The 20721-nt window shown below is 65.3% G+C and carries 24 protein-coding genes, 1 tRNA gene and 1 pseudogene; 14 read left to right on the top strand and 12 right to left on the bottom strand.

Annotated elements, in window-relative coordinates; translation table 11 throughout:
- Positions 1–129: 129 nt before the first annotated feature.
- The 7 genes from E4S61_RS20075 to E4S61_RS20045 all read right to left on the bottom strand — a co-directional run bounded on the left by E4S61_RS20075 (position 130) and on the right by E4S61_RS20045 (position 4396).
- Positions 130–486, bottom strand: coding sequence for a rhodanese-like domain-containing protein (locus E4S61_RS20075; RefSeq protein WP_135305710.1), 357 nt, complete (start codon positions 484–486; stop codon positions 130–132).
- A 38-nt stretch (positions 487–524) separates the two neighbouring features.
- Positions 525–1067, bottom strand: a complete 543-nt coding sequence (locus E4S61_RS20070) for an NUDIX hydrolase (protein ID WP_135305709.1) — start codon at positions 1065–1067, stop codon at positions 525–527.
- Positions 1064–1477 carry a hypothetical protein gene (locus tag E4S61_RS20065; protein ID WP_135305708.1) on the bottom strand — a complete coding sequence of 138 codons (414 nt, stop codon included), beginning with the start codon at positions 1475–1477 and terminating at the stop codon, positions 1064–1066. The genes E4S61_RS20070 and E4S61_RS20065 overlap by 4 nt, the downstream gene beginning before the upstream one ends.
- Complete coding sequence (locus tag E4S61_RS20060) at positions 1477–1890, bottom strand: DUF5809 family protein (RefSeq protein WP_135305707.1); 414 nt, start codon at positions 1888–1890, stop codon at positions 1477–1479. The genes E4S61_RS20065 and E4S61_RS20060 overlap by 1 nt, the downstream gene beginning before the upstream one ends.
- 24 nt (positions 1891–1914) lie before the next feature.
- On the bottom strand, positions 1915–2370 hold the full coding sequence (locus E4S61_RS20055; RefSeq protein WP_135305706.1) for a DUF5810 domain-containing protein: 456 nt from the start codon (positions 2368–2370) through the stop codon (positions 1915–1917).
- 60 nt (positions 2371–2430) lie between these two features.
- Positions 2431–2925, bottom strand: a complete 495-nt coding sequence (gene rimI / locus E4S61_RS20050; RefSeq protein ID WP_135305705.1) for a ribosomal protein S18-alanine N-acetyltransferase — start codon at positions 2923–2925, stop codon at positions 2431–2433.
- Between the two features lie 388 nt (positions 2926–3313).
- A complete protein-coding gene (locus E4S61_RS20045; RefSeq protein WP_135305704.1) occupies positions 3314–4396 on the bottom strand; it encodes an aminopeptidase in 1083 nt (360 codons plus the stop codon).
- Between the two features lie 107 nt (positions 4397–4503).
- On the opposite strand from E4S61_RS20045, the gene gnd reads away from it, so the two are divergent.
- The 5 genes and pseudogenes from gnd to E4S61_RS20015 all read left to right on the top strand — a co-directional run bounded on the left by gnd (position 4504) and on the right by E4S61_RS20015 (position 8464).
- A complete protein-coding gene (gene gnd / locus E4S61_RS20040) occupies positions 4504–5403 on the top strand; it encodes a phosphogluconate dehydrogenase (NAD(+)-dependent, decarboxylating) (protein ID WP_135305703.1) in 900 nt (299 codons plus the stop codon).
- Positions 5404–5552: 149 nt separating this feature from the next.
- Positions 5553–6128, top strand: a pseudogene (locus E4S61_RS20035) (IS6 family transposase).
- 543 nt (positions 6129–6671) lie between these two features.
- On the top strand, positions 6672–7259 hold the full coding sequence (locus E4S61_RS20025) for a 2Fe-2S iron-sulfur cluster-binding protein (RefSeq protein WP_135305701.1): 588 nt from the start codon (positions 6672–6674) through the stop codon (positions 7257–7259).
- A 46-nt stretch (positions 7260–7305) separates the two neighbouring features.
- A tRNA-Arg gene (locus E4S61_RS20020) sits at positions 7306–7378 on the top strand.
- 363 nt (positions 7379–7741) lie between these two features.
- Positions 7742–8464, top strand: coding sequence for a CPBP family intramembrane glutamic endopeptidase (locus E4S61_RS20015; RefSeq protein WP_135305700.1), 723 nt, complete (start codon positions 7742–7744; stop codon positions 8462–8464).
- Positions 8465–8523: 59 nt separating this feature from the next.
- Here E4S61_RS20015 and E4S61_RS20010 read toward each other — a convergent pair whose 3' ends face one another.
- Together E4S61_RS20010 and E4S61_RS20005 are read right to left on the bottom strand one after the other, a co-directional pair.
- Entirely contained in the window at positions 8524–9078 is a 555-nt protein-coding gene (locus tag E4S61_RS20010) for a hypothetical protein (protein WP_135305699.1), read from the bottom strand.
- Between the two features lie 260 nt (positions 9079–9338).
- Complete coding sequence (locus tag E4S61_RS20005) at positions 9339–9524, bottom strand: hypothetical protein (protein WP_245180874.1); 186 nt, start codon at positions 9522–9524, stop codon at positions 9339–9341.
- 71 nt (positions 9525–9595) lie between these two features.
- Between E4S61_RS20005 and E4S61_RS20000 the strand changes: the two genes are divergently transcribed.
- From E4S61_RS20000 to E4S61_RS19985, 4 genes are all read left to right on the top strand, one after another.
- Positions 9596–10018, top strand: coding sequence for a dCTP deaminase/dUTPase family protein (locus E4S61_RS20000; protein WP_135305698.1), 423 nt, complete (start codon positions 9596–9598; stop codon positions 10016–10018).
- 185 nt (positions 10019–10203) lie between these two features.
- Positions 10204–10596, top strand: coding sequence for a 30S ribosomal protein S6e (locus E4S61_RS19995; RefSeq protein WP_135305697.1), 393 nt, complete (start codon positions 10204–10206; stop codon positions 10594–10596).
- Positions 10593–11021 carry a DUF7112 family protein gene (locus tag E4S61_RS19990; RefSeq protein WP_135305696.1) on the top strand — a complete coding sequence of 143 codons (429 nt, stop codon included), beginning with the start codon at positions 10593–10595 and terminating at the stop codon, positions 11019–11021. Before E4S61_RS19995 ends, E4S61_RS19990 begins: the two co-directional genes overlap by 4 nt.
- Before the next feature lie 76 nt (positions 11022–11097).
- Complete coding sequence (locus E4S61_RS19985; protein WP_135305695.1) at positions 11098–11976, top strand: CheF family chemotaxis protein; 879 nt, start codon at positions 11098–11100, stop codon at positions 11974–11976.
- A gap of 177 nt (positions 11977–12153) precedes the next feature.
- Here E4S61_RS19985 and E4S61_RS19980 read toward each other — a convergent pair whose 3' ends face one another.
- A complete protein-coding gene (locus tag E4S61_RS19980) occupies positions 12154–13077 on the bottom strand; it encodes a thiamine-phosphate synthase family protein (protein ID WP_135305694.1) in 924 nt (307 codons plus the stop codon).
- Positions 13078–13190: 113 nt separating this feature from the next.
- Here E4S61_RS19980 and tenA point away from each other — a divergent pair, with 113 nt between their 5' ends.
- From tenA to E4S61_RS19955, 5 genes are all read left to right on the top strand, one after another.
- A complete protein-coding gene (gene tenA, locus E4S61_RS19975; protein ID WP_135305693.1) occupies positions 13191–13856 on the top strand; it encodes a thiaminase II in 666 nt (221 codons plus the stop codon).
- Positions 13853–14632 (top strand): TenA family protein, encoded by a 780-nt coding sequence (locus E4S61_RS19970; protein ID WP_245180873.1) that lies wholly within the window; start codon positions 13853–13855, stop codon positions 14630–14632. The genes tenA and E4S61_RS19970 overlap by 4 nt, the downstream gene beginning before the upstream one ends.
- Positions 14626–16152, top strand: a complete 1527-nt coding sequence (locus E4S61_RS19965; protein WP_135305691.1) for a sodium:solute symporter family transporter — start codon at positions 14626–14628, stop codon at positions 16150–16152. Before E4S61_RS19970 ends, E4S61_RS19965 begins: the two co-directional genes overlap by 7 nt.
- A gap of 84 nt (positions 16153–16236) precedes the next feature.
- Positions 16237–16704 (top strand): hypothetical protein, encoded by a 468-nt coding sequence (locus tag E4S61_RS19960; RefSeq protein ID WP_135305690.1) that lies wholly within the window; start codon positions 16237–16239, stop codon positions 16702–16704.
- Positions 16701–18599, top strand: a complete 1899-nt coding sequence (locus E4S61_RS19955; protein WP_135305689.1) for a hypothetical protein — start codon at positions 16701–16703, stop codon at positions 18597–18599. The genes E4S61_RS19960 and E4S61_RS19955 overlap by 4 nt, the downstream gene beginning before the upstream one ends.
- A 22-nt stretch (positions 18600–18621) precedes the next feature.
- On the opposite strand, the gene E4S61_RS19950 is transcribed toward E4S61_RS19955, so the two are convergent.
- Together E4S61_RS19950 and E4S61_RS19945 are read right to left on the bottom strand one after the other, a co-directional pair.
- The gene (locus E4S61_RS19950) at positions 18622–19491 is read right to left on the bottom strand and encodes a CheF family chemotaxis protein (RefSeq protein WP_135305688.1); all 870 of its coding nucleotides are present in this window, start codon (positions 19489–19491) and stop codon (positions 18622–18624) included.
- A complete protein-coding gene (locus E4S61_RS19945; protein WP_135305687.1) occupies positions 19488–20720 on the bottom strand; it encodes a HEAT repeat domain-containing protein in 1233 nt (410 codons plus the stop codon). Before E4S61_RS19945 ends, E4S61_RS19950 begins: the two co-directional genes overlap by 4 nt.
- Position 20721 lies beyond the last annotated feature (1 nt).

The raw sequence follows: 20721 nt of genomic DNA, 5'->3' as shown, positions 1-20721 counted from the left end.
CCGACGCCGAGAGCGCGGTCGAAACGACCCCCAATAGCCTATTGTGCGATACCGAGCGGTCCATCCGCTCGGGAGGGTTTCGAGCGAACCCGCGATACTTCGATCTCTGCTTGGAGAGATATGTCACCCTCAGAACGGTGCTTCGGGACCTTCGTTTGCGCTTTGCGTGCCGCCGTCGCTCGATTCGAGCGCCCCCTCCCAGCCGGTGAGACCGGGCGCGAAACTATCGACACGACCGTCGAATCCCTCGTAGGAGGCGATGAGCCGGGCGGCCTGCACGCTGGATTTCCCCTTCGGACACACCGTTACGACTCGCTCGTCGTCCTCGAACCGTTCGACCTCGTCGACGAGCGACGGGAACGGGACGTTCTCGCTGCCGGGGATATGTCCCCGCTCGAAGGCGTTCGGCGAGCGGATGTCCACGACGCGCGCCTCGTCCTCGTCGAGCAGCGCTCGCAGCTCCTCGCCGTTGATTTCACCGTCCATGTCCTTTCGAAAACGGTCGAGCCCTAAACGTGCTCCGACTACAGCAAACCCTCGGCCCGCGCGAGCAGGATCCCCTCGATAGTGGCGTCGTTGGCCGGCTCGCGGCGGGCGACGTCGAGGGCGTCTTCGACGGGGACTGTCGTGACCGAGAGGAACTCGTTGTCGTCTAAGTTCCGGTCGACCGGGTCCAGTCCCTCGGCGAAGACGATGCCGCGGCGGTGGCGCAAGACGCCGGTCGAACACCAGAACTCCTCCAGCAGGGAGACGCCGGCAGGGTCGAACCCGGTCTCCTCGCGGAGTTCGCGCGCGCCAGCCGTCGTGTAGGACTCATCGTCCTCGACGATGCCGGCGGGTAGTTCCAGACACTGCTCGCGGATGACCGGGCGGAACTGGTCGACGAAGACGAGTTCGTCGCCGGCGCGGGCCACCACGACGACGGCGTCGGGGAGTTCCGCCCAGTAGTAGTCCTTCTCCGAGCCGTCCGGTTGGCGGACGCGGTCGTAGCCGCCGGCGTACCAGCCGGTCTCGTACTCGGTTTCAGATTCGACGACTGGCCACTCGTGGGTCGGGTCGCGGGTCATGGTCGTTGTGTCACGGCGAGGCGGTAAAACGTCCCGTCGTGGCGGACGATTACCGTCTCGCCGTCGGCTGCCGCGGGCACCTGCTGACGGAGCGCGTCGAGTTCGTCGAACGGCGAATGGGTGAACGCGCCCTTCAGCCCCACGGGACCGCGCCAGTAGGGGTCCGACCGACCAGTGCCGTTCGCCGCAGCGTTGTCGAGCGCGGCGGTAGTGTAGGGATAGCGTGCTGCCGAGAGGTTACTCCCGTTGACCGCCGTCCCGTTCTCGACGCTGACGCTCCCGTTCTCCGGCGCGGCGGTGAGATAGTACGGATCGCCGCTCTTGAGATAGCTTGGGAGCGCGCCCAGCGCCAAGAGGAGGAGGACGACGACGCCCACGCCCAATATGAAGTTGCGGGTGACCGTTCGCATCAAACGACCTCGCTGTAGATGCGCCCGAACGCTTGTCGGCGGAGGGTCCCGACAGCGGCCTGACGCTCTGATTGGAACGTGGCCGCGACCGCTTCCTCGGCGAATTCGGGCGCGTGCCAGACGACGTTGTCGACGTTGTCGGCCCCGACGACGGTCACCTCGTAATCGGCGTCGGTCGCCCACGTCTCGAACTCCTCGGCGGTCCCGACGGTCACCGAGAGCGATTCAGCGAACAGCACGTCACGGGCCGTCTCGACGACCTCCCCGGTGACGCGGTCGCGGTACTCCTCGGCGTCGAGTCCCATCGCCTTCGCTACCTCCTTGACGACGACCTGTGCGGTCGGTCCCAGTGCCTCGTAGCGGTCCTGCGCGTCGGCGACTGTCGTCGGCGAGAACTGCCCCTCGGTTTCCATGCGCGGACCTAGGTCGCCGCGGAACTATTCGGTTTCGTCTTCGGTCGCGTCACCGTCCGCTGACTCTTCGTCCGCGCGATTTCCGTCATCGCCGCTCTCGTCGTCTAACAGCTCCCGCGTGAGGTCCCGCGCCTCGGCCAGTACCTCCCTGTCCGCGTCGCTCATCGACCGCTGACCGCGGTGGCTGTCGGCCCCCGACGGCAGGTCGTCACCCGCGTGACTGCCTGCGTGGTCGTGGGTGTGCTCGTGCTCCGACTCCAGTCCGCTCTCTTCGAATACCTGCGGGAACTCCGTCTCCTGGGCGTGGTCGGTGACTTCTTCGGCTAGTTCGCTCTCGCCCATCTGCCCCCAGTCCTCGACGTGGTCGTCCAGCCACGCCTCGTGGTCGTCGCCGCTGGTCATCGCGGTAAACGCTAGGTGATTGGCGAGGTGGCCGGCGTCGGCCTGCGGGTCGCCACAGACGGGGCACGCGTATCCCATTGTACCGAAGGGAAGGTGACGGAGCCGTATAGAAAGTCGGGTCTCAGGAGAGACTAGCACTCAGAGCAAGCGGACCATGACCTGCGCGTCTTCGCCGTTGCTGTAGTAATTGGGGATGGTCTTGCGGTGCTGGAAGCCGAACTGCCGGTACAGTCGCCGCGCGCCGTCGTTGTCCGCGCGCACTTCGAGCTTGACTGAGCCGGCCCCCGTTGCCATCACGACTTCCAGCGCGCCCTCCAACAGCGCCGTTGCCACGCCCTCCCGGCGGTACTCCTCGCGCACTGCGATGTCCTTGATGTGGCCCAGCGGCGTCCCGTGGTTCGGGACCGTATCGGCGATGACGTACCCCGCTACGGTCGGGACACCGTCCTCGATGCCCGCCTCGGCGACGAGAAAGCCTTCCTCGCCGAGGTAGCTTTCCAGCGCCGAGAACGGCCACGGCTGGGGGAACGACGCCTGTTCGATGCGATGGACCTCCAGCAGGTCGGCGCGCTCGGCCTGCCGAACCCCCGGTCTGTCGGTCCCGTCGTGACCGCCCGGTGCCACCGTCGTCACGACGTCACCTATGGAGTGCGCACGCATATGTGTTACCGCCGGCCACCACTCTGCCGCCGACACCCACTCCGAATTTCATTTCTGAAAGACATGTGCAGAACCTTACCACTAGAGGGGTCGGCCGGAAGATTCTTAATTATCACTCCCGAATCTCTAAGCGCACCCACTTTGGGTGCCACCACCCCCCACCCCCCACCCCTCTTTCCGATCTTTCCTACTTTCGACGCCGCAGAGCGATGCGTGTCTCGGCTGCGCGCGACTGAGAGAACCTCGGCCGGAGCGCCGACGCCGCTCGCTGGTTCGTCTTTCCGTCGGTCAGAACCTCGCTACTGCTCCGCGATTATCACCGCGTCGATATTCGAGGTTCCGGCCATCGGCCGGAACCTCGCTACTCCCACCGAAACCGCCCATCTTCCTGCACGACGTCGCCGTCGACTTCCAGCCGCGACCCCTCGTCCATCGTCGTGATGAGGTCTACGTGGACCGCGCTCTCGTTGCCGGATTCACCGTCGGGCAGGCAGGCGTCGTAGGCCCGGCCGAGCGCCAGATGGACGGTGCCGCCCATCTTCTCGTCGAAGAGGATGTTGTCGGTGACGCGGTCGACGCCGCGGTTCATCCCGATACCGAGTTCGCCGAGTCGCCGCGCGCCCTCGTCCGTGCCGAGGACGTCTTCGAGGACCGCTTCGCCCTGTGCGGCCGCGAACTCGGTGACCACGCCGTCCTCGAAGGTGAGTTCTGCGTCGCGGACTCGACGGCCCTGAATCGTCATCGGCACGTCGAAGGTGACGACGCCTTCGGTGGCTTCCGGCGCGGTGAACACCTCGCCGGAGGGGAGGTTATGCGAGTCGTAGGCAACGCTGGCCGCGGAGTTGACCGCTGTTCGGCTCTCGATCGACATCGTGAGGTCCGTTCCGTCCGCGACGATTCGGACTTCCTCTCCGTCGTCGAGAACCCCCTTCAACTGCGCCTGTTCCTCAGCCAGCGCCTCCCAGTCCCGCAACGTCGCGTCGTAGACGAAGTCCTGATAGGCTTCGTAGGCCATCCCGGCCTGCTGGGCCATCGCGCGCGTCGGGTGCTGGGTCGAGACCCAGTCGGTATCGAGCCGGGCCTCGCGGATGGCCTGCCGAGCCTTCGAGTGGGCCGTTCGGCGCTCGCCGGATACGTCGGCGGTGCCAGCGGTGTTGTTCGTGCCGGAGAGAATCAGCACGCTGTCGGCTCGCTCGTACAGCGCCAGTTCGTAGTCGGGATTCGCCTCGAATTCGCCGTCGTGCGCGCGGAGGTACGCTCGCGTGAGTTCGTCCGAACGGTACGTCGAAAGCAGGTTTGCCCCCCGCTCGCCGAGCGCTTCGGCGACGGCGACGCCCAGATCGTGTGCCCCCTCCTCGACCTGCACGACGACGTCGTCGCCAGCCTCGATGCGAGCGCTCCAGTCCACGAGCGTCCGTGCGTGTTCGCGTACGCGGTCGTCCATGCTCGTTCGTGGACCGGCCCGATAGAAAGCGTACCGTCTTCTGGTAGGTTCGCCGGCGCTCGTCGCCGAACCGGAATCCCTACCTGTCCGCTGGGAAATCAGCAGGCATGGAACTGGGCGTCATCGGACTCGGACGCATGGGACGGATCGTCGTCGACCGCGTACTCGACGCGGGCCACGACGTGGTGGTCTTCGACATCGACGACGACGCGGTCGCCGACGCCGCCGACGCGGGCGCGCGCTCGGCGGACACCATCCCGGACCTCGCGGAATCGCTCGGTGAGGACAAGCGCATCTGGCTGATGGTGCCCGCAGGCGACCCCGTCGACGCCGCGCTCGACGAACTCGCCCCCCACGTCGACGGTGAGGACGTCGTCGTCGACGGCGGCAACTCCCACTTCGAGGATTCGGTGCGACGCGCCAAATCGACCGACGCCGCCTACCTCGACTGTGGGACCTCCGGCGGTCCCGCCGGCGCGGAACTGGGTTTCTCGCTGATGGTCGGCGGCCCGCAGTGGGCCTACGACGAACTCGAACCGGTTTTCGACGCCGTGGCGACCGGACCGGCGGGTCACGACCGAATGGGTCCCGCCGGGTCGGGCCACTACGTGAAAATGGTCCACAACGGCGTCGAGTACGCGCTGATGCAGACCTACGGCGAGGGCTTCGAACTGCTCGCCAACGGTCGCTACGACCTCGACTTGGAAGCCGTCGCGCGCACATGGAACAACGGCGCGGTCATCCGCTCGTGGCTGCTGGAACTCTGCGAGGAGGCCTTTCGCGAGGAGGGCGTCGACCTCGGGACCGTCGCTGACCGCGTCGAAGGCGGCTCTACGGGAACGTGGACGGTCCAAGAGGCCCTCGAACAGGAGGTTCCGGTGCCGCTCATCTACCAGGCGCTGGCCGAGCGTTTCGGGTCTCGCGCCGACGACGGCCGCTTCGCTCGCCGACTCGCCAGCCGCCTCCGGTACGGCTTCGGCCGGCACGACGTGCCGCGACGCGAGTGAGTCGGTCGCGAGACGAGGATGGCGGCCGCGAGGCAGTTCGGGTTTTTCCCATCCGGCGGGACGTGTTTAGGTAAGCGTGAAAAGTGAGGCGAACGGATTCTTGGTGCTCTATGCCAGAAATCAGCCGCCTCAGCGGGAATTGAGAGCGGATTTATTTGGAGTTTGTGGAACGCGAGCGGACACCCGAGCCAGCGATGAAGCTCGGTATTCAATCGCACGTTTCGGGACTCTGGCTGTCGAATACCGTCGAATTACTCGACTCGATGGGAGCCCAACGGTCGAAAAAAGCGATCCACGGGTTGGGTCCAGAAAGCCGATATACAGTCCGAATCTGGACGGTCTCCGAATCAGATTGCGCTCGACGAAACAGTGATTCGAATCAACGACGAGCAGCTCTGTCTGAATGTTACCGCTGACCCGCAAACGAACCACCTGCTTCACGTCCGGTTGTCTTCGACACTACGACCGCCCTCACCGAGATATTTCTCCGCAAGCTCCAACAAAAACACGATGTCGAAACCGCCGTCTTTCTCGTCGACGGCGCTCAACATTCAACAGCATTGCAACGAGCGGGCTTCCGATTTCAGATACGTCACTACAGAAATCGAAACACTGTCGAGCGTATTTTTCGCGAACTGAAGCGACGAACCTCATTGTTTTCGAACTACTTCAGTCACATCGAGTCGGAAGCAGCCGAAAATTGGTTGCAGAGTTTCGCTTGCTGACACAATACTCCAAACTAAACACTACCCTCTACGGCCACCAAAAAACTATAATGAGGTACCACGAATGTTCTTATATTGTGAGCGTGAGATTGAGTTTTATCACTGAAAAGTATGATCCAGACATTCGGGCTATGTTGGGTGTCTTTTTAGGTTCTATGTTTATACTGTCGCTATTTCTTGCGGCCCCTGATTTCTCAAACCCGTACTATCTGATTGGGATTATCATTACAGTCCTCGTTATCGGATTCTCGGCAACTATTCTGATTCAGGAAGCAGGGGAGTAACTACGAATACTCGAAGTACGCTGTCCGCAAATCCTCGAATAGTTCGGTAGGTTCGCGAGTAGATGCTATCGTAGTTGTTGGAGTTTTCCGGCCCGAATATGTTGGCTCTCATATTGCGCCATCTGGACGAGATCTCCGTCGAATCGTGTGCATCAAGTCATACGGTGACTGGTCCGACGTGCCAAAAACACGTACAGTCGAGACGGCCCAAACGGCGGAATCCAAAGCTTAGTTAAACCAGTACTCCATAGCCGCCCGTATGGTTGAACTCGCAGGCGTCCTCGGCGGGGCCGTGCTCGCCCTCACCGTGGTGGCGCTCCACTACGCGAAAGGGACCGGGTGGGAGGCGTCGGAGGACATCTCCCAAGAGGTCTTAGAGCAGCGCGCCGCGTCGGTTCCCGAGACCGACTTCCCCGAACCGTACAACCGCTCTATCGGCGGTGGCGGTGCGGCCGCGATCCCCGCCGGCGGCAGCGAGGGGGAACTCGCCGAAGGTGAGGAAGGCGAAGCCGAAGAAGAGGAAGGCTTCGACCCCGACGCCATCGCCGACGACGAGGTCGAATACTACGAGGTCGAGTTCGCGAAGGAAGGCGAGACTATCGAAGTCGCCAACAACGAGAATCTCCTCGAAGCAGGCGAAGACGAGGGTTGGGACCTGCCTTACGCCTGTCGAGAGGGCCAGTGTATCTCCTGTGCCGGCCACATCGAAGACGGCCCGGCCGAGGACTACATCCGTCACAGTAGCAACGAGTCGCTGTTCGAAGACGACATGGAGGACGGCTACTGTCTCACCTGCGTCGCCTACCCCGTCGACGACTTCACGCTCGAAACCAGCGAGTCGCCGTAGACACCGTCACAACTGTTAAGCGCGCCAGCCGAATATCTTGCTTCGTGGGCGGCTAGTTCAGCGGACAGAACGCCTGGTTCCGGACCAGATGGTCGGGGGTTCAAATCCCTCGCCGCCCGTCGACCTTTTTCTTCGTCGGGTCGCCTGCGGCGACCGCTCCTCGAAAAACGTCCTCAGAAGTCGAAGACTTCTGACGGGTTGCGTTAGAGCTCCGCTCTAACGAACGTCGGTGAAAAAGGCCGGAAGTCGCGGCTTCGCCGCGCTTCCGGTGAACCGTCTCGCTGCGCTCGACGGATGTTATAGTTCAAATCCCTCGCCGCCCGCTATTCTGCGACGAACGGACGTGAGGAGCGAATAGCGAACCGAAGAGAGATTTGAATCAGGGAGTGAGAGGTGAGCGAGCGAACGGGAACGACCGTGGTTCAAATCCCTCGCCGCTTACACGCCGACTATTTTTCGCGGTCCGGGACGAAGTATTCGCCATGAACCCCGAAGACACCACATTCGCTGACTCGCCACGTCGACTCCGCGCCGTCGGGGTCGCGCTCGCGCTTCTCGTCGGCGGGCTACTCGTCAGCGTCGTCTTCGGGATCGTGTTCACCGTGCCGTTGATTCTGTTCGGGACGAACATCGAGAGCCCGACGGCGTTTCTGGCGCTGGCCGCAGTCGGACAAGTGGCGTTCCTCCTCGTTGGCTACGCGTACGCCCGGTCGCGCGGCGGCGTCTCGATTCGGTGGCCGACGCGACGGGACGTGCGATACGCAGTCGCTGGTCTCGTCGGCGCGCTCGTCGCCGCCGTCGTTCTCAGCGTCGTCGTCACGACGCTTGGCGTCGCACCGGAAGGGAGCGTCTTCGACGATCCCATCATGGCCGACCCACGAGTAGCGCTCGGACTGGCAGCGCTCTCTGTCGTGCTAGTCGCGCCGGCCGAGGAACTGCTCTTTCGCGGGGCGATTCAGGGCCGACTGCGCGAATCGTTCCGTCCCGGGATGGCTGTAGGACTGGCGAGTCTCATCTTCGGGTCGACACATCTGCTGAACTACACCGGGTCCGTCGTCGGGGCGCTCGGCGGCGTCGCCATCGTCACCGTCGGCGGCGTGATCTTCGGGACGATTTACGAACGGACGGGCAACCTGCTGGTCCCCATTGTCGCCCACGGTGGGTACAACGCCGTCCTGCTGATCGGGACGTATCTCGCGCTGTGAGGGAGTCGAGGAAACGAGTACAAACTATTCGACGACCGGAATCCTCGGTATCCACTGAGTTAGTCGTCTGCGTCCATCTCGTGTTGTGAATCTGCCGACCGCTTTTCGTCCGGGTTACGGTCCGGCGTCTCGGCGTCCTCGATTAGTTCCAGTAGCGGCGCGATCTCTTCGAAATTCGCCCCGCGGCAAATCGTCTCCGCCTCGTGGTCCCACTCGACGTACTCCCGTGCGGCGAGCTTCTGGAGGTGGACGCGGATACGCCCCTGTTTCGCAGCGGCAAGGGTGTCGTCCGAGTCGCCGTCCGCGAACGTCTCGACGATGAATTCCGTCTCGTCGCACTCGTCGCGTTCTGCGAGCGCCAGCAAGATACGGCGACGGGCCGGTCGGCTGAGCGTCTCGAAGACGGCGTCGAGCGACGTATCCGAGAGCTCCGGCGGGACCGACCGCTGTCCGCCCCGCGAGTCGGTGACGGTGAGCAGTTGGAGCACCTCGCGTATCACGTAGTCTTTCTCGGACACCTCGTCGGTATCGAGCGCGTCCGTGAGGTGGGCTACCGCTCGCTCTCGTCCACGGGTCTGTGTTCGCGCCGCCGGGGAAGTGTGTTCATCTGTCATTGTCGCTCGTCTGTCGGGTCCGTCCAAGCCGCTAGGTGGTTACTGCTCGATTTCGCTGGTGGACCGTCGGCACCTTACCCCGGATGACACGACGGGGCACAGCTCCGGGTCTAGTACCAACATACGGTTTGCTAACCAATAGATATTGTGGTAAATATTGTCGACAAATCGTACAGGAGACGAGACAACCGTCCGACCGACGGTGGGCCTTGCGGACCGCTTCGGCGACCGCACCGAGGCGAAAACCGAGTAGGGTCCGTTTAGAACTCGGTGGCGACTTCGAGGTCCGCCGTGTCGTAGTCAGTTATCGGCTCTGCCAGTGGCTCCGGCAGCTGCCACACGTCTCGACAGCGACGACCGCGCCGTCCGGGTTCCGGCGGGTCGATTTCGCGCACCGCGAGCGGAATCGCCGTACGCTTCGAGGACTGCTGCACGTATACATCCACGTTCGAACCCTGGCCAGAAACCACCGTACCCGCCCTCACCGTTTTGACGCGAGCGGCCGATACCACCGACGATGCCCGACTACAGCAAGTACGTCACCGACATCGTCCACGAACCGACTCAGCGCGACAGTCCGGGATTCGACCTCACGGTCGCCGAGGTAGTAGACGTGGCCGAACCCGGCCGTCTCGACTTCGGCGGCGGCGAACTCGAACCCGCCGGAACCGTCCCGCACCGCAGCGCGAAACGTAACCCCGACGACGATTACGAATGGTGGACGCTGCGGGCGGGCCAGTACCTCCTCAGTTTCAACGAATCGCTCACCGGCGAGGGGGCGGTGACGCTCCAGCCCCGAACGGAACTGCTCGAACGCGGCGCGACCCACCCGACGCTCACCGTCGAGGAACTTCCTCGCGTACCAGTATCCGTCGGCGGTGGGGGGCTGAAGCTCAAGGCGAACGCCCGCGTGAGCACCATCGTCGACGTCGAGGAGTGAGCGGTGCCTCAGCCACTCTCGGCGAGAGATTACGAACCCGAACTCGTCACACCGTGACAAGTTCGGGCTTTTTCACCCATGTTTCTCGAGGAGGGGTTCCCGCAGCGAACGGAGCGAGCGAGGAACCCCCTCCTCGAAAAAGATGGTTCGATGCGCTTTTGACGCGCGATTGATTGAGGACAGGTATGGCTGAATTCACTGTCGCCGTCTCCGACCCGGAGGACGGTCACACGTACCAGATCGACGTCGACGGACAGGACTCGAACCGCTTCATGGGCCGCGAACTCGGCGACGAGGTCGACGGCGGTGCGGTCGGTCTCGACGGCTACACGCTCGAACTCACCGGTGGCTCCGATAAGGCCGGCCGCCCGATGCGGCCCGACGTCCGCGGCGTCGCCACGAAGTCTATCATGTCCGACGGCGGCGTCGGCTTCGAGCCGACCACCGAAGGCGAGCGAAAGCGCATCACCGTCCGCGGCCGCGAGGTCAGCGACGAGACGCGCCAGATCAACGCCAAGATCGTCGGCCGCGGTAGCGACTCCGTCGAGGACCTGCTCGGCGACAGCGACGACGAGTGACGGAGCGCGTCCCGAGCGATCACGAGGCTATCGAGACCCACCGCGTCACCGTCGAGTCGGTGGGCCGCACCGACCGCCCGCGTGTCGCTCTCCCCGATGCCGTCGACTTACAGGACGGCGACGTCGTCAGCCTCGCCCTCGACGGCGATGGCTACTACGCCACCGTCGAGACGAATATCCAGGGCGAGACCGGTATCGCCCACGTCGCGGACAACCGCCGCCTCGCCCGCGAACGCGAGGGCGAGAACCGTCTCGCCGAGTGGGTCAGAGACGGGACCGTCTCGCTGGGCGGCTCGGCCCACTTAGACATCGTCACCGATGGCACCGAGTACGGCTTGCGAACGCCCGGTACGCGCGTCGTCTACACCTCGACCGGCGGGGCCGATTCATCGCTCGCCGACATCGCAGAGGATTTAGACGGATAATCTCTCGTTCTTCGAACTGATATTCGCGCGAAACGCTCAATATCCGGGGCGGATAACCAACGGGTAACCACCCCGCATGTCGGAATCAGTCATCGCCGACTTCGTCGGCCAGTTCAACTCCGAGCTGTCCACCCGTAGCGACCCGGCCAAGGGTCGCGTGGTCCTCTCACAGAAGCGACTGGTACTGGCCGCGAGCGAGGACGACAAACTGACGATTCCGCTGTCGTCTATCTTCGACGTCGCCATCGGGCAGGTGCCACCCGACTTAGGGGATTTCTTCGACTCGACGGTGACCGTCGCCTTCGAAAAGAACGGCCGCCGCCTCGTCGCCGCCATCGAGGCCGGTGACGAGAAGATCGAGAAGTTCGGCACCCTCCTGTTCAAGGCAATCGTCAACGGCACCGAAACCACAGTCAAGGAACGCGCCCGCGTCGGTGGTCGCGTCACCGACGACGCCCAGCAGACCGCTCGCCTCTTTTTGACCCCCGGCACCGTCGAGTTCCGCCGCCAGGACGGCACCTTCGCCATCGACTTAGAGACCGTCTCTGATTTCTCCCGAACCACCCGAGAAGTGTCGGGCGCGAAACGCCCCGTACTGGAGGTTCGGCACATGCAGGACGGCACCGCCGTGACGACGATGGCGACGCTGGCTTCCCCCCGGAAGATGTCCATCCTCGGCCGCTACCTCCGCCGGGAGTACTCCGAACTGATGGAGGAGATTCAGAACGTCGACCTCACGCAGGACAAGAAGGAGGTGCTGGTCGCCATGTACTCGACCGGCGACATGGAGGGGATGCCCCTCGCCAACATCCTCGGGAAAGACTCCGCTGCGGTGTCGATGCTCCTCCAAGACCTCGACGCGGACAACCTCGTTCAGGACGGTCCGGACGGCCCGACGCTCACGCCGAAGGGAAAGATCGTCGCCAGCCGGCATCTTGAGGACGTTAACGCCTAGCGACCACCTTTTTCTTCGTTGGGTTCGCGCTTCGCGCGAACCGCGCCTCGAAAAACGTGGGCGAAAAAGGCGCGAATCGCGTGAACCGGCGGCTTCGCCGCCGGATGCTCTCAGGTCAGCCTGCCCTTCCCCGTTTTCGCGCGACGGAGCGCGCTCCCGGCCCACCGCCCGCTACCGCTACGCCTCTGCGTCCGCGACCAGCTCGGCGGCTAATCGCGCCGCGTCAGCGCCCGTTTCGGCGAGGACGTAGGTGATAGGTTCGATGCCGAACGCGCCGCGGTGGTAGAGCACGTCGGGGACCGTACTGCGGTCGTCGAACCGCTCGCGAAGGCGGTCGCCGCGATCGTCGTAGTCCGCCTCGAACTCCAGTAGGTCGAGGTCACGTGCACGCGCGGCTTCGAGGAGCGCGTCGTCAGTGGCGAGGTTAAGCGCGCCGCGGCGGTCGGGATCGACAGCCATGGCGGCCAGAACCGTCGTGGCGACATGTTTCGACGCGCCGAACTCGGGGTTGGCAGGCACCTCGACGCTGCCGTCCATCACGTAGATGCGGCCGGGGACGGCGGCCACGTCCGAGACGGCGTCGGCCTCGGGGAGGGCGGTACCGACGTTCGTCCCGACGTTGGGGACGTAGCCGACGATGCCGGGGGTCGTGGCGAGGACACGACTGGCTTCGCGGACGCTGTCGAGAACCTCGCGCTCTCTGCGGAGTTCGGGGTTCGCGCCGCGGACACAGAGATCACAGCCCAGTCCCTGCAACTCCGGCATCGCCTCCTCATGCAATTCGCAGACGGGACCGCGGTCCTCGAAGGCGTGGACGAGTTCCAACACGGCCGCCAGTGCGTCGTAGCCGTCCATCTCGCCGTCGGCGAGTCCCGCGGCGATCCGTTCGACCGTCTCCCCAGTTCGAGGGTGGTCCGCGATACGGGATTCGAGGTCGGGATCGTCGTTGACGTACGTCGAGACGGCCGCCTGCGTCACGCCGAGGTGCGCCGCGACCGCTTGTTGGGTGAGGCCGTGCGCCGAGAGTTCCCGCGCCAGCAGGACCCGCAGCGTCGGCAACACGTCCTGCACGACGATCTCGCTCGGCAACCGGAGGGACATACCCTCTCGTTGGGCAACCCGTCGCTTAAGCGTTCGACATCGCCTCCCGTGGCCGCTGCTATAATCTAATTGTAATACTAAGTTATATCACGCCGGGAGGCCGAGCGGTCGGTATGAGCTTCACCGACGAACTGGCTGGCGTCGGCGATCCCGTCTGGGACGCCATCGTCGCCCACCCGATGATCGAACGGTTGGGTGAGGGAACGTTAGACGAAGCCCCGTTTCGCTACTGGGTCCGGCAGGACTACGTCTATCTCGTCGAGTACGCGCGCGTGTTCGCGCTGGGTGCGGCCAACGCCCCGGACCTGCGGCGGATGGGCACCTTCGCGGAACTGCTCGATTCGACGATCAACACGGAGATGGATCTCCACCGGGAGTACGCCGCCGAGTTCGGAATCTCTGAAGCGGCCCTCGAAGCCACCGAGCCCTCGCCGACGACGCGGGCGTACACGGACTTCCTCGTCCGTACCGCCGCGACCGGAACATTCGGCGACCTCGTGGCGGCGCTCCTGCCCTGCATGTGGGGATTCAACGAGACGGCACTCCGACTGGACGAACAGGGTCGTCCGGACCACAAGCAGTACGCCGCGTGGATAGCGATGTACGCGGGCGAGGAGTTTACCGACCTCACCGAGTGGTGTAAAGACCTGATGAACGACGTGGCCGCCGAATCGACCGAGTCCGAGCGCGAGCGCTACCGCGATATCTTCGAGACATCGGCCCGCTACGAGTACCGTTTCTGGGATGCTGCGTGGCGCGAGGAGGAGTGGTCGGTGTGACGGGGACGGACGAGAAGCCGCCAACGGTGCCGGCCACCTACACAGACTACGCGGAAGCCGTCGAGAACCCCCGCTTCACCGACTGGCTCAGAGAGTGCGCGGAACCGTCGTGGACCGACGCGACCGAGCACCGATTCACCCGCGAACTCCGCGCCGACGAACTCGCAGACGCTGCCTTCCGGCGGTATCTCGTACAGGACTACGCCTTTCTGGAGACGCTCGTCGGCGCGTTCGGGCACGCCGTCGGTGACGCGCCGACGATGGCCGCCAAGTCTCGCCTTGCCGACTTCCTCGGGACGCTCACCGACGACGAGAACGACTACTTCGAGCGCTCCTTCGACGCGCTCGGCGTCCTCGAATCGACCTACCGTGACCCCGACCTGACGCCGACCACGGCGGCGTTCCGGGACCTCCTTCTGCGGGCGACCGGACAGGGCGGCTACACCGAGACGTTGGCCGTCCTCGTCCCCGCCGAGTGGGTGTATCTCACGTGGGCAACAGCCGAGGATAGCGACGATGACCGACCCGAACGGTTCTATCTCGCCGAGTGGGTGGACCTCCACGCCGTCCCTGCCTTCGCGGAGTTCGTCGGCTGGCTCCGGGCGGAACTCGACCGCGAGGGCGCGGCTGCGAGCGAGCGTCGGCAGGACGAACTTGCCGAGCTGTTCTGTCGCACCGTCGAACTGGAAGTCGCCTTCTTCGACGCGGCGTACGACGCCGCAGACGAGACGTCCGGCGGCTCAGCGGCCAACACCGGAGGTGTGGACTCGTGGTGAGTACCACCGTCGCCCTCGGCGTCACGGTGGTCACGCTTGCGGCGTTCGCGGCCCTAGGCGTCTGGTACACCCGCGAGCAGGACAGTTCGGCCGACGACTTCCTCACCGCCCGCGACTCCGTCGGCGAGGGTCGCATGACCGCGACGCTCGTCGCCTCTGTCATGGGCGTCTGGATTCTCCTCTCCGCGCCGGAAGCAGGGGCTGGGTTCGGTATCGCCGCCGTCGTCGGCTACGCTATCGGCGAGGCCGTCCCGATGTTGGCCTACTCCCGACTCGGCCCGCGCGTGCGCGAACTGCTCCCGAAGGGCCACTCGCTCACGGAGTACGCCCACGCCCGCTACGGGTCGGCGATGTACGGCTTCGTCGTCCTCGTCAGCGCGCTCTACATGTTCGTCTTCGTCGCGGCGGAACTCACGGGGATCGCCAGCGCCCTCTCGCTGGTCGCGGGCGTTCCGCAGTGGCAGACGGCGATGCTCGTCGGCGGCTTCGTACTGCTCTATACGAGCTACGGCGGCCTGCGGGCGACCATCGTCACGGACACCGTCCAGGCGGTCCTCGTCCTCCCGATTCTCGCGGTGGTCGTCGGCGGTGTCGTGTTCTCGCTGGGCGGTCCCGGCGCGGTGTACGCCGGCGTCGTCGAGACGAACCCGGCGCTCGTCGATCCCGGGTTCCTCCCGGGCCTCCAGTTCGGCCTCGGCCTCGCCTTCGCCATCCTCGGCGCGGAACTCGTCAACCAGACGTGGTGGCAGCGCATCTACGCCGGCCGCGACAGCGACACCGTCGCTCGCGGCTTCCGCAACGCGACGCTGCTCAACAGCATGCTCGTCTTCGTCGCGGCGCTACTGGGCGTCGTCGCTGTTGGTCACGCCAACGTCGTGACGGACACAACGAGCGCGGCCTACAACGCCGATGTCGCCTTCTTCGTCCTCGTCGAGAGCGTCTTCGGCGAGTGGCTGTTGCTAGGGGTCGTCCTGCTGGCGCTCCTCTTGGTTGTGAGCTCCGTCGACTCGCTGTTTTCGGCGCTGGCGAGTCTCGTCACTGCCGACCTCCCGCGGCTGCTCGCAGACCCCGACGACCGCACGCTCCGTCTGGGCGCGCGGGCGCTCACCGCCGTCGTCGCCGTCGCCGCCATCTACGTCAGCCTGCGCGCTCGGAGCGTGCTGCGCCTGTTCTTCTTCGCGGACCTGCTGGGGGCCGCCGTCGCCTTCCCGCTCGTCTACGGCCTTTACTCCCGACGGCTCACCGGCTCCGGTGCGCTGTTTTCGAGCGTCGTCGGGCTCGCTATCGGACTGGCGTACTTCCCAGACCTGCGAGGCGTAACGACGGCCCTACCGATAGTGGGTGACCTCCTGCCAGTCGCAGACCCGCTGTATCTCACCTCCTTCGCGGGAGCCTTCCTCGTCTCGACGGGACTGGCGCTGCTCGCGGCGCGACTTTCGAGCGGCGCGTTCGACTTCGACAGCCTCGCCGAGACGGGCGGCGTTCCCGTGACCGACGGCGGGACCGAGCGCGACGACTGAGCCGAGCACGGGGCGAGTCCCGTTATCCCGACCGATAACCGCCCCCCTACACACTTATAGCCCGCTCGCAAATCGTCGACAACTATGGTCGGGCGCGTCGCGGTCGGGTTCTCACTGCTCGTCGTCGTCGCGGCCGTCGCCGTCGGGCCGCTGGGCGTCGACGGACTCCAGCGCGCCCCCGACGTCGCTGATAACGCTGCCGTCACCGTCGAGTCCGCGCCCAGCGAAACTGTCACGCTCGAACGCGGTCGCTTCGGGAGCGGGCGCTACCACCTCGATGCGCCGCCGGCCGTCGTCACCGTCGCCGACGTGCGCGGGTCGCCGCGGCTCCGCTACACCATCGACGTACCGAGACTGTGGCTGACGGCCACGAGTCGCTACGAACTCGCCGGCCGTTCGGGAACCCAGCGACTGGTCGCCAGTCCAACTACTGTCAGCCCCGACAGGATCGAACAGCGACGCTACGACGCGATTCTCTCTATCTGGGTGCGGGAGGGAGACCGCGACCGCGACCTCCTGCAGCGACAGATCACCGTGGTGGTTCGATCGTGAGCGTCACCGACCGCCTGCTCGCGGGCGAGACGGTCGAACTCGCGGACCTCCGAACGGCGACGTGGCGAGCGGTCCTCGGTGACCGGACCGGCGCAACGCTACTGCTGGCGTCGTTCGTTTGGGTGGGGTTGACGTGGCGGCTCGGTTTCTTCTCGAACGACCAGTACACGTTCGCCAATACGCTCGTAGCCGTCGTCGAGGGCCACCTCGACATCACACGGGCGGTGTATGGCCCGGCCTCGGGAGCGACGCCGGGAACCTACCTCGTCGATGGACGAGTGTACGGACGCAACTATGGCGTCGTTCTCGTCTCGGCGGTGTGGTACGTCGCGCTCCGAGCACTCGCCGCGGTCGCCGACGTTCGGGTGGTGCTCTCCGGCGCGTGGTCACTGGCGCTCGTCGGCGTCGCCCACGCCGTCGGGACGCGACTGGACCGACAGCGTACGGCGGTGGTGGCCGGCACCGCCGTCGGGCTGGCGCTGTTCTGTGTGAATCTTGCCCTGACGACGCCGCTGTCGTCGTGGTGGCTCCCCCTCGTCGCGCTCCAACTGACGACAGCGCTCGCGGCCGCCCTCCTCACCGTCGTCTGTTACCGCCTCGTCTCGCGGCTGCACGGTCGGCGACTCGGCGTCGCCGCGGCGCTCGCCACGATGCTGGCCTCGCCGGTCGGGTTCTGGGCGACGCTGCCGAAGCGCCACAGCGTGACGGCGCTGCTCGTCGTCTGCGCGATGTACACGCTCTACCGGAGCCGTGCGGCCCCGACCCACCAGCGCGCGACCCGGTTTCGCGCGCTGACGTACGTCTGGGTCGGGGCGATGGCGTGGGTTCACGCGCCAGAAGGGTTCATTCTCCTCGTCGCCGTCGCCGCTGTCGACGTACCGACGGCCCGCTCGAACGCGCCCCGGGACCTCCTGTTGGTCGGCGCGGCGCTGTTGCTCTCCCTGTTACCGTTCTTCCTCACGAACGCGACCATTTCCGGAAATCCGCTGTCGCCGCCGCGACTGCTCGATAGCTACACGGGTGACGTTCTGAGCGGCGGGAACGCGGGCAGTGCCGCGAGCGGCGACGCTGGCGGAACGACGGGCAGGGGCGGCGACTCGCTCCTACCGACACCAGTCTCCCGAATCGTCGGGCAGTTCGTTGCCTCCTACGCCCTCCTGTTGGACCCCGGGCACCTGTCGGGGGTGTTCGTCCACACCGGCTACGTCCCGACGCTGCGGTCGGCACAAGACGCCGCGATTAATCTGAGCGTGCTGGCGTCGATGCCGCTGCTCGGCGCGCTGGTAGCTGTTCCCCTGTTGGCGATTCGACGGGCGCAGGCCGGTGGTGACCGATTCGTCATCGACCCGCGCAACTGGTCGCCGGTTCGCACGCTCGATGCATTCTCGCTCGTCTACGTCGGCTTGCTCGTCGGCCTCTACCTCCAGCAGGTCCTGATCCATCACATGTTCACGGTTCGGTATCTCCACCCGCTGTACCCGATCGCCGTCTACTGGCTCGCTCGCACGCCCGAGATCCGACGAACCGTCGCTGGAGACCCTCGACCGCTCTCACTTTCGTACGCGGGAACCATCGGGGTCGGCGTGCCGGCCTACCTCGGCGTGATCACCACCGAGGAGCTGGTACTCGGTGAGGCCGTCCAACTGTACGCGCTCGTGGCCCTTCCCCTCGCAGCTGTCGTCGCCGCGTGGGCGCTGCTCGAAACGGTCAGCGGCGGGTTCGAGCGAGTCGGTGTCGTCGCCCTCGGGCTCGCGGCCGGCGCGACGACGGTGTACCTCCTCGTCGCCGGACTCTCCCTGTTCCCGACGACCGGCGAGTTCCTGTTGCCGCTCTCGCGGGTCGTCAGCGAACAGGTTCACTACGCGCGACTGCTGGGTAGTTCGCCGCCGGTGTGAGCGCTCGACAGCCGCTCGATAGCTACTGGTCGGCGATGGCCTCGCCCGCGATGGAGCGCCCACGGGCCTCTAACTGGACCTCGCGGCGGGTGCGGACGGGTTCTAAAATATCGGACTCGATGAGGCGGTCGTAGACGGCCTCGACGTCCTCTGTGTCCATGTCGACGAAGTCGGGGATCTTGAACGGCGAGATGCCAGAGTACAGCGCCATCAGCACCTGTGTCTCCTCGGACGAGAGGTCAACGTCGTCGGCGGCGTTTCGCTGTTCGCCCTGCCGGACCAACCCCTCGATGAGCGAGACGTGCCGCGGCGTCCCGGAGATGTACGTCTCGACGCTCGTCCCGTCGATGGTGTGTTCGACCTCCAGAAGCGGGCGTTCCTCGCCCCGGACGTCCTTTCGCTTGGCTTCGACGGTGCCCACGTCGTCGATGTCCAGTTCGACGAACGTGCCGCTGGCGGTGGCGAGGTCGATGGTCTCGTCGCTCTCGTCGTCGAGCTTCAGCCGGGCTTTCTCCCAGCCGGTGTCCTGTACGACCCCGCCTTTCACTGCGGGATGTCTCACGAGGACGACGATCTGGTCGAGCAACGCGCGATAGAGTTCCTCCTCGAACTCGTCGGCGACCGCCGAGACCAGCCACACGTCGCGGCCTGCCTGCAGTTTGATGTAACTGTCGACCTGTGCGAGCGACTGGTTCATCTGGCTGGCGGTCACGCTCGTGAGCTTCGAGAGCGGGAGGGTGCGCTTGCCCTGATTCGTCGCCAGCACCAGTCGTTTGTTCGAGAGGACGACGCGACCCGGCAGCCACTCGATGTCGTTTCGCTTCCGGCCGTCTTTGACCACCTGCACGAACTTCCCTTTCGAGTCGGCCAGCGCCCGTTCACCGTCGCTCATCCGCGCCCACCGAGTTTCGAGATGGCAGAGAAGGCTTTCTTCCGGACGACGTCGTGTTCGGTGTCGTCGATGAGCGTATCCAGCGCCTTCCGCGAGCGCTCGCCGCCGACCTTCCCGAGCGTGAAGATGGCCTGGCCCCGAATCTGTGGGTCGATGGTCGCATCTTGAACGACCGGCAACAGACGGCGCTCGACCATGTTGTCGGGACCGCCCAGCTCCGCCAGACTCGTCGCGGCGAACTGCCGGAGCATCTGGTCGTCGTCGGAGAGTGCCTCGACGAGCCCGTCGATGACCCGGTCGCGCTCCTGATCGCTCGTGACCCGGCCCAACAGCCACGCGGTGTTGCGCCGCTGGGCGGCCTGCGTGCTCTCTTCGAGAATCTCCGCCAGCGGCACGACGACGCTCCGGTCGTCCGTATTCGAGAGTTTCTCGACGACGGTGTCGCGGATGTCGTGGCTCTGCTCGGTCGGGACGTTCGAGAGCAGTTCGATGAGCGAGTACACCGCAGTCCGGCGGACGGCCGCCGACTCGTCCGAAAGCGCCTCGACCAGATAGTCGACGGGACGGCCGTTCTCGAAGTTGCCGAACGCACCGACGGCGATTCGACGGACACGCTCGTCGTCGTCCTCGTACATCGGGAGCAGTGCCTGCAACGCCTGTCGGTTACCGACGTTTCCCAGCGCCTCGGCCGCCTCTCGACGCACCGCGCCCTTCGGGTCCGTCAGCAGCGATTCGAGCGGCCCCGTGGCTCGCGAGTCGCCGATCTTCCCCGCCGACCGGGCCGCTCGCGCCCGCACTCGCGGATCGGCGTCGTCGAATCGCTCGGCCAGTTGCGGGACGGTATCGGCCTGTCCAAGTCGACCCAAACCGTTGGCCGCGGCCATCCGCAGTTCGGGGACATCCGCCGAGAGCGCCTGGACGAACGCCTTCGCGGTCACCCAGTCGGCCGCGTCACCGTCTAACTCGACGCCGGCCATCTCGCCGATAAGTTGTTCGATGGCCCCCTCGCCCAGCTCGTCGAGCGAGTCGATGGCCGCCGCGGTGACGGCGCTGCTGTCGCCCTGTGCGGCCTGCACGAGGGCGTTGACCGCGTCTCGTCGGTCGTCGTGGGTTTCAAAGTTGCCCAGTAACTCGGCCGCCCGAGTTCGAACGCGTTCGTTGTCGCTCTCGCGTAACACCCGGATGAGTTCCTGTATCTCGCCGTCGCGTTCGAGTTCGTAGAGGCTCATG

Origin of the sequence: Haloarcula amylovorans, assembly GCF_004681185.1 — an archaeon.
GTDB classification, from domain to species: domain Archaea; phylum Halobacteriota; class Halobacteria; order Halobacteriales; family Haloarculaceae; genus Haloarcula; species Haloarcula amylovorans.
The sequence above is the reverse complement of the archived record's forward strand: the minus strand, read 5'-3'. Positions and strand labels throughout refer to the sequence as shown.

Bases quoted from the DNA above. Each gene is read 5' to 3' on its own strand.
- E4S61_RS20075 (WP_135305710.1), bottom strand. From the start codon at position 486: ATGGACGGTGAAATCAACGGCGAGGAGCTGCGAGCGCTGCTCGACGAG.
- E4S61_RS20070 (WP_135305709.1), bottom strand. From the start codon at position 1,067: ATGACCCGCGACCCGACCCACGAGTGGCCAGTCGTCGAATCTGAAACC.
- E4S61_RS20065 (WP_135305708.1), bottom strand. From the start codon at position 1,477: ATGCGAACGGTCACCCGCAACTTCATATTGGGCGTGGGCGTCGTCGTC.
- E4S61_RS20060 (WP_135305707.1), bottom strand. From the start codon at position 1,890: ATGGAAACCGAGGGGCAGTTCTCGCCGACGACAGTCGCCGACGCGCAG.
- E4S61_RS20055 (WP_135305706.1), bottom strand. From the start codon at position 2,370: ATGGGATACGCGTGCCCCGTCTGTGGCGACCCGCAGGCCGACGCCGGC.
- E4S61_RS20045 (WP_135305704.1), bottom strand. From the start codon at position 4,396: ATGGACGACCGCGTACGCGAACACGCACGGACGCTCGTGGACTGGAGC.
- gnd (WP_135305703.1), top strand. From the start codon at position 4,504: ATGGAACTGGGCGTCATCGGACTCGGACGCATGGGACGGATCGTCGTC.
- E4S61_RS20025 (WP_135305701.1), top strand. From the start codon at position 6,672: ATGGTTGAACTCGCAGGCGTCCTCGGCGGGGCCGTGCTCGCCCTCACC.
- E4S61_RS20015 (WP_135305700.1), top strand. From the start codon at position 7,742: ATGAACCCCGAAGACACCACATTCGCTGACTCGCCACGTCGACTCCGC.
- E4S61_RS20010 (WP_135305699.1), bottom strand. From the start codon at position 9,078: ATGACAGATGAACACACTTCCCCGGCGGCGCGAACACAGACCCGTGGA.
- E4S61_RS20000 (WP_135305698.1), top strand. From the start codon at position 9,596: ATGCCCGACTACAGCAAGTACGTCACCGACATCGTCCACGAACCGACT.
- E4S61_RS19995 (WP_135305697.1), top strand. From the start codon at position 10,204: ATGGCTGAATTCACTGTCGCCGTCTCCGACCCGGAGGACGGTCACACG.
- E4S61_RS19985 (WP_135305695.1), top strand. From the start codon at position 11,098: ATGTCGGAATCAGTCATCGCCGACTTCGTCGGCCAGTTCAACTCCGAG.
- E4S61_RS19980 (WP_135305694.1), bottom strand. From the start codon at position 13,077: ATGTCCCTCCGGTTGCCGAGCGAGATCGTCGTGCAGGACGTGTTGCCG.
- tenA (WP_135305693.1), top strand. From the start codon at position 13,191: ATGAGCTTCACCGACGAACTGGCTGGCGTCGGCGATCCCGTCTGGGAC.
- E4S61_RS19960 (WP_135305690.1), top strand. From the start codon at position 16,237: ATGGTCGGGCGCGTCGCGGTCGGGTTCTCACTGCTCGTCGTCGTCGCG.
- E4S61_RS19950 (WP_135305688.1), bottom strand. From the start codon at position 19,491: ATGAGCGACGGTGAACGGGCGCTGGCCGACTCGAAAGGGAAGTTCGTG.
- E4S61_RS19945 (WP_135305687.1), bottom strand. From the start codon at position 20,720: ATGAGCCTCTACGAACTCGAACGCGACGGCGAGATACAGGAACTCATC.